Origin of the sequence: Pseudomonas inefficax (genome assembly GCF_900277125.1) — a bacterium.
GTDB lineage: Bacteria > Pseudomonadota > Gammaproteobacteria > Pseudomonadales > Pseudomonadaceae > Aquipseudomonas > Aquipseudomonas inefficax.
In genome coordinates, this window is sequence record NZ_OPYN01000101.1 from 46,022 (window position 1) to 52,255 (window position 6,234).

A 6,234-nucleotide genomic window follows, 5' to 3' on the forward strand; every position below is an offset into this window, starting at 1 on the left:
AAGCGAGCGAATGAGACCCTTCTGGCTGCAACAGGCCCTGGATTCGGCGCAAGAGGCGGTGTGCCCGCCGCTGCAAGGCGATGCCCGTTGCGATGTGTGCATCGTCGGTGGCGGCTATACCGGCCTGTGGACCGCACTGATGCTCAAGGAAGCGGTGCCGGCCCTGGATATCGTGCTGATCGAGGCCGATATCTGCGGCGCCGGTGCCAGTGGCCGCAATGGTGGCTGTGCGCTGTCCTGGTCGGCCAAGTACTTCACCCTCGAGCGGCTGTTCGGGGTGGCCGAAGCGGTACGCCTGGTGCGTGAGTCGGAGCGCAGCATCGGTGAAATCGGCACGTTCTGCGCGGCCAATGGCATCGACTGCGACTACCGCCTGGACGGCACGCTGTACACCGCCACCAATGCCGCCCAGGTCGGAGCCACCGATGCAGTGGTGGCCGCACTGGAGCGCAAGGGGATCAATTCGTTCAGCCGCCTGCCGCTGGAACAGGTGCAGCGCCTGGCTGGCTCGGCGCGGCACCTGGAAGGCTGGTTCTCGCCGGCCGCGGCCACAGTGCAACCGGGCAAGCTGGTGCGCGGCCTGCGCCGGGTGGCCTTGCAGCGTGGCGTGCGCATCCATGAAGGCACCGCCATGACCGGCCTGGAGCACGGCACCCCGGTGCAGGTGCGCACGGCCCAAGGCACGGTACGTGCCGACCGCGTGGTATTGGGCCTGAATGCCTGGATGGCGCGGGCTTTCCCGCAGTTCGAGCGCAGCGTGGCGATTGTTTCCAGCGACATGGTGATTACCGAACCTTGCCCCGAACTGCTGCACCAGATCGGCCTGGACAGCGGCATCAGCGTGCTCGATTCGCGGATTTTCGTGCATTACTACCACAACACCTCCGATGGTCGGCTGATGCTTGGCAAGGGCGGTAATACCTTCGCCTATGGCGGGCGCATGTTGCCGGTGTTCGATCAGCCATCTCCGTATCGGCCATTGCTGCGTGAAAGCCTGGGTGGGTTTTTCCCGGCGCTGGCCGAGGTGCCGCTGGCGGCCAGCTGGAACGGGCCGTCCGACCGCTCGGTGACCGGTTTGCCGTTCTTTGGCCGGCTGGACGGGCAGGGCAACGTGTTCTATGGCTTTGGTTATTCCGGTAGCGGCGTCGGGCCGTGCCACATGGGCGGGCAGATTCTGTCGTCGCTGGCACTGGGGCTGGACAACCCATGGACCCGTTCGCCGCTGGTCAAGGGGCCGCTGGGGCTGTTCCCGCCCGAGCCGATCCGCTACCTGGGCTCGCTTATGGTGCGCAATGCCATCCGCCGCAAGGAGCGGGCCGAGGACCGTGGGCTGCGGCCACGGAGGCTGGATGTGCGGTTGGCGCGGTTTGCGGCGGCGGCGGGCAAAGCCGATAAAGGTTGATATTTTGGGGGCGCTTCGCACCCCAATCGCGACACAAGGCCGCTCCCACAGGGGGACGCGCAACGCCAGATTGGCGCGTTTTTCTGTGGGAGCGGCCTTGTGTCGCGATTGGGGCGCGAAGCGGCCCCAGCGATTTCTTGTCGAACACAGGCCGGAGGGCGTATAAACTGCACCCACTTTTGGCCGGTCGCTTCCTGAACCGGCCGCTGAAACAAGAGAGTCGACATGGGCGCACAGTGGAAAGCCAAACATAAAGAAGCCGCGGCCAACGCCAAAGGCAAGATCATGGGCAAGCTGTCCAAAGAGATCCAGATCGCCGCCAAGTCCGGCGCCGACCCGGACATGAACCCACGCCTGCGCCTGGCCATCGAGCAGGCCAAGAAGGCTTCGATGACCCGCGAGACCCTGGAGCGCGCAATCCGCAAGGGCGCGGGCCTGGACGGCGATGCCGTGCAGTACTCGGCGGTAAGCTACGAAGGCTTCGCCCCACACCAGGTACCGCTGATCGTCGAGTGCCTGACCGACAACGTCAACCGCACCGTCGCGCAAATTCGCGTGCTGTTCCGCAAGGGCCAGCTGGGTGCCAGCGGTTCGGTGGCCTGGGACTTCAACCATGTCGGCCTGATCGAAGCCACCCCCAACGGTGACGCTGACCCGGAAATGGCAGCCATCGAAGCCGGTGCCCAGGACTTCGAGGAAGGCGACGAAGAGGGTTCGACCCTGTTCATCACCGACACCACCGACCTGGACGCGGTGCAGAAGGCCCTGCCGGAGCATGGCTTCACCGTGACTTCGGCGAAGATCGGCTACACCCCGAAGAACCCGGTGAGCGCGGCCAGCCTGAGTGCCGAAGCGCTGGCTGAGGTTGAAGCGTTCCTCGAGGCCATCGACGAGAACGATGATGTGCAGAACGTTTATGTTGGTCTGACTGACTGATCTGTGCATTTGGGGCGGCTTTGCGGCCCATCGCGACACAAGGCCGCTCCTACAGGGGAACGCATGACCCATGTAGGAGCGGCCTTGTGTCGCGAAACGAGGGCAAAGCCCTCGCCAGCAGTCTGGAGCCGAACCCTGATGAACCCCGCTTTCGCCTCCCTCAGCCTCGCCCACCTGCGCACCCTCGACCACCTGCTGCAGCTGAAGAACCTCAGCCATGCCGCCGAGCGCCTGGGCGTCAGCCAGTCCGCCCTCAGCCGCCAGCTGGCCCACCTGCGCGAAGCCTTCGACGACCCGTTGCTGGTTCGCCAGGGCCGTGGTTATGTGCTCAGCGAGCACGCCGAAGCCCTGGTCGAACCCCTGCGCCAGGTTCTCGAAGAGCTGCAAGCCCTGCGCCAGCCCGCGGTATTCGACCCGGCGCGTTGCGAGCGGCGTTTCTGCCTGGCTGCTTCAGACTATGTGGCCGAGCACATGCTACCGCTGCTGGTGGCGGCGCTGGAGCGCGAAGCACCGGGCGTATCGCTGGAGTACCGCACCTGGCAGGCCGGCCAGTACGCCTTGCTGGCCAGTGGCGAGATCGACCTGGCCACCACCTTGTTCGACGAGTCGCCACCCAACCTGCACGGTCGGCTGTTGGGCGAGGACCGCGCAGTGTGCCTGATGCGTCACGACCACCCGCTGGCTGCCCACGGCGCACTCAGCCAGGCTGACTACCTGGCGCACAAGCATGTGCGAATTTCCGGTGGTGGCGACAAGGACAGCTTCATCGACCGCCACTTGCGCGCCCAAGGCCTGCAACGGCGGGTCAGCCTGGAAGTGCCGTTCTTCTCGGCCACCGTGCAGGTGATCGCCAACAGCCAGGCGCTGGCCACCGTGCCCGAGCACATCGCCCGGCAGCTATGCCGTCTGCAGGACCTGGCCTGGCGGCCGCTGGGCTTCATCGACCACAGCCAGCGCTACTGGGTGGTGTGGCACCAGCGCCTGCAGGCTTCGGCCGAACACCGCTGGCTGCGCAACCGGGTGTTCGAGTTGTGGCGCCAGTCGCAGTTCGGCGTGCAGGGCGGGCATGCGGGTTTGCCATAGCAGCTATGCGCGAAGCGGGGTTATTCGCCTGCGGATAGGTGCCTAGACTGGGGGCATTGTGTTGCCTGTACTGGCCTCTTCGCGGGTGAACCCGCTCCCACAGGTACCCCACAGCTTTCAGAAACTGTGGCGGTCCTGTGGGAGCGGGTTCACCCGCGAAGAGGCCGGCACAGGCGGCTAACAACCCACAGGAGCCCGCGCGTGACCCCCGAACAATTCCGCCAGTACGGCCACCAACTGATCGACCTGATCGCCGACTACCGCCAGACCGTGGGCGAGCGCCCGGTCATGGCGCAAGTCGAACCCGGCTATCTCAAGGCTGCGCTGCCCGCTCAAGCCCCCCGGCAAGGCGAGCCTTTCGCAGCGATCCTCGACGACGTCAACCAGCTGGTCATGCCCGGCCTGTCCCATTGGCAGCACCCGGACTTCTACGGTTACTTCCCTTCCAACGGCACCCTCTCGTCGGTCCTCGGTGATTTCCTCAGCACCGGCCTGGGCGTGCTGGGCCTTTCGTGGCAGTCCAGCCCGGCCCTGAGCGAGCTGGAAGAAACCACCCTCGACTGGCTGCGTCAGCTGCTCGGCCTGTCTGGCCAATGGAGCGGGGTGATCCAGGACACCGCATCCACCAGCACCCTGGTGGCGCTGATCTGCGCGCGGGAACGCGCCAGCGACTACGCACTGGTACGCGGCGGCCTGCAAGCCCAGGCCAGGCCGCTGATCGTCTATGTCAGCGCGCACGCCCACAGCTCGGTGGACAAAGCCGCATTGCTGGCCGGTTTTGGCCGCGACAATATCCGCCTGATCCCGACCGACGAACGCTACGCCCTGCGCCCGGAAGCACTGCAGGCGGCGATCGAGCAGGACCTGGCCGCCGGCAACCAGCCCTGCGCCGTGGTCGCGACCACCGGCACCACCGCGACCACGGCCCTCGACCCGCTGCGGCCGATCGGCGAGATCGCCCAGGCCCATGGCCTGTGGCTGCATGTGGACTCGGCCATGGCCGGCTCGGCGATGATCCTGCCGGAATGCCGCTGGATGTGGGACGGCATCGAGCTGGCCGATTCGCTGGTGGTCAACGCGCACAAGTGGCTGGGCGTGGCCTTCGATTGTTCGATCTACTACGTGCGCGACCCGCAGCACCTGATCCGGGTGATGAGCACCAACCCCAGCTACCTGCAGTCGGCGGTGGATGGCGAGGTGAAGAACCTGCGTGACTGGGGTATCCCGCTAGGCCGCCGGTTCCGCGCGTTGAAGCTGTGGTTCATGCTGCGCAGCGAGGGCGTCGAGGCATTGCAGGCACGGCTGCGGCGTGACCTGGAAAATGCCCAGTGGCTTGCCGGGCAAATCGGGGCGGCGGCGCAGTGGGAAGTGCTGGCGCCGGTGCAGTTGCAGACGCTGTGCATTCGCCATCGGCCGGCGGGGCTGGAAGGGGAGGCGCTGGATGCGCATACCAAGGGCTGGGCCGAGCGGCTGAATGCGTCGGGGGATGCCTATGTGACGCCGGCGACGCTGGATGGGCGGTGGATGGTGCGGGTGTCGATTGGCGCATTGCCGACCGAGCGAGGGCATGTCGAACAGCTCTGGGCGCGCCTGCAGGAAGTGGTCAAGGGCTGAAACTGCCGGCGCCGCTTTGCGGCCCTATCGCCGGCAAGCCAGCTCCCACAGGAACGCACAACGCCTGAAGCCTGTGCGGCTCCTGGGGGAGCAACTGACTTGTATATTTCTTCAAGCCAGCACTGGTCCTTGTAGGAGCGGCCTTGTGTCGCGATGGGCCGCGCAGCGGCCCCGACAGTCTTTGCTGCGAAGCTGAAACCTGGGGCCGCTGCGCGCCCCATCGCGACACAAGGCCGCTCCTACAGGTATTTGCACATGGCTTGAGGCCGGTGTGGTCGAGGTGTGCCCCGGCTTGCCGGCGATAGGGCTGCAGAGCAGCCCCCTGAATCGATCAGTGGCTCACCGCCTGAAAGCTCCCTTTACGGCTAGCCTCATACGCGGTCTTGTCCATCGGCTTGGCATTCGGGTTACCCAGGTCTTCCATCGCCAGGCGATGGGTTTCCGGGGCAATGTACGCTGCCAGGGCGCACACGCAGGTGATGAAGAACGCCAGGCCACCGACCACCAGCGGGATGTTGTCCGAGCCTGGCGGGGCAACCAGGGCGAACAGTGCCGGCAGCATGGCGGTCAGCATGGTGCCGATGTTCTGTGCGATGGCCATGGCGGAAACGCGATAACGGGTTTGGAACAGCTCTGGGTAGAAGCTTGGGAACACCGCGTTGTAACCCTGGTACACCATGCCCCACATCACGATCGACGAGGCGAACGCCAGCGGTACGTTCTGGATGCTGATCGCGTACAGATAGACGAAGGCCAGCAGGCCCGAGCCCAGGCAGCCGGCGATCATGGTCGGGCGACGGCCGATCTTGTCGGACAGGTTGCCGACAAACGGGATCACCAGCACCGCGACGATGTTGCCGACTACCGGAATCCACAGGTACACGCTCTTGTCGAAGCCGATGCCATAGGCCGGTTGCACTGCATAGGCCGCGCCGAAGATGGTGGCCACCACCGGAATCACGTTCATCAAGGCCATGAACATCACCAGCACCATGTGCTTCCAGCTGTGGCGGAAGGCCTCGCTGATCGGCGACCTGGCGACTTTGTCCTGCTTCTCTTCCTTCACGAATGCCGGGGTTTCGTGCACTTCCTTCCGGATGATGAAACCGGCGATCAGCACGATGGCACTCATCAGGAACGGAATGCGCCAGCCCCAGTCGTTGAAGGCTTCGCTGGGCATGAAGTAGGCCAGAGGCAGG

General features: G+C 65.4%; 5 protein-coding genes. 4 read left to right on the top strand and 1 reads right to left on the bottom strand.

The window, feature by feature from the left end; translation table 11 throughout:
• Positions 1-10 precede the first annotated feature (10 nt).
• The 4 genes from JV551A3_RS12520 (at position 11) to JV551A3_RS12535 (ending at position 5,035) form a co-directional block, all read left to right on the top strand.
• Positions 11-1,402, top strand: coding sequence for an FAD-dependent oxidoreductase (locus JV551A3_RS12520; protein WP_112252239.1), 1,392 nt, complete (start codon positions 11-13; stop codon positions 1,400-1,402).
• A gap of 225 nt (positions 1,403-1,627) precedes the next feature.
• Positions 1,628-2,338: a YebC/PmpR family DNA-binding transcriptional regulator gene (locus JV551A3_RS12525; RefSeq protein WP_013972055.1), complete on the top strand. Its 711-nt coding sequence runs from the start codon at positions 1,628-1,630 to the stop codon at positions 2,336-2,338.
• A 138-nt stretch (positions 2,339-2,476) separates the two neighbouring features.
• Positions 2,477-3,421 carry a LysR family transcriptional regulator gene (locus JV551A3_RS12530; protein WP_133971522.1) on the top strand — a complete coding sequence of 315 codons (945 nt, stop codon included), beginning with the start codon at positions 2,477-2,479 and terminating at the stop codon, positions 3,419-3,421.
• Between the two features lie 201 nt (positions 3,422-3,622).
• A complete protein-coding gene (locus JV551A3_RS12535) occupies positions 3,623-5,035 on the top strand; it encodes a DOPA decarboxylase (RefSeq protein ID WP_133971524.1) in 1,413 nt (470 codons plus the stop codon).
• A 331-nt stretch (positions 5,036-5,366) separates the two neighbouring features.
• Here the strand turns inward: JV551A3_RS12535 and JV551A3_RS12540 are convergent.
• The coding region (locus JV551A3_RS12540) for an MFS transporter (RefSeq protein WP_133978739.1) at positions 5,367-6,234 on the bottom strand (868 nt) is incomplete at its 5' end.

Excerpts from the sequence above, each read along its gene's own strand:
- JV551A3_RS12520 (WP_112252239.1), top strand. The coding sequence starts at position 11 with ATGAGACCCTTCTGGCTGCAACAGGCCCTGGATTCGGCGCAAGAGGCG.
- JV551A3_RS12525 (WP_013972055.1), top strand. The coding sequence starts at position 1,628 with ATGGGCGCACAGTGGAAAGCCAAACATAAAGAAGCCGCGGCCAACGCC.
- JV551A3_RS12530 (WP_133971522.1), top strand. The coding sequence starts at position 2,477 with ATGAACCCCGCTTTCGCCTCCCTCAGCCTCGCCCACCTGCGCACCCTC.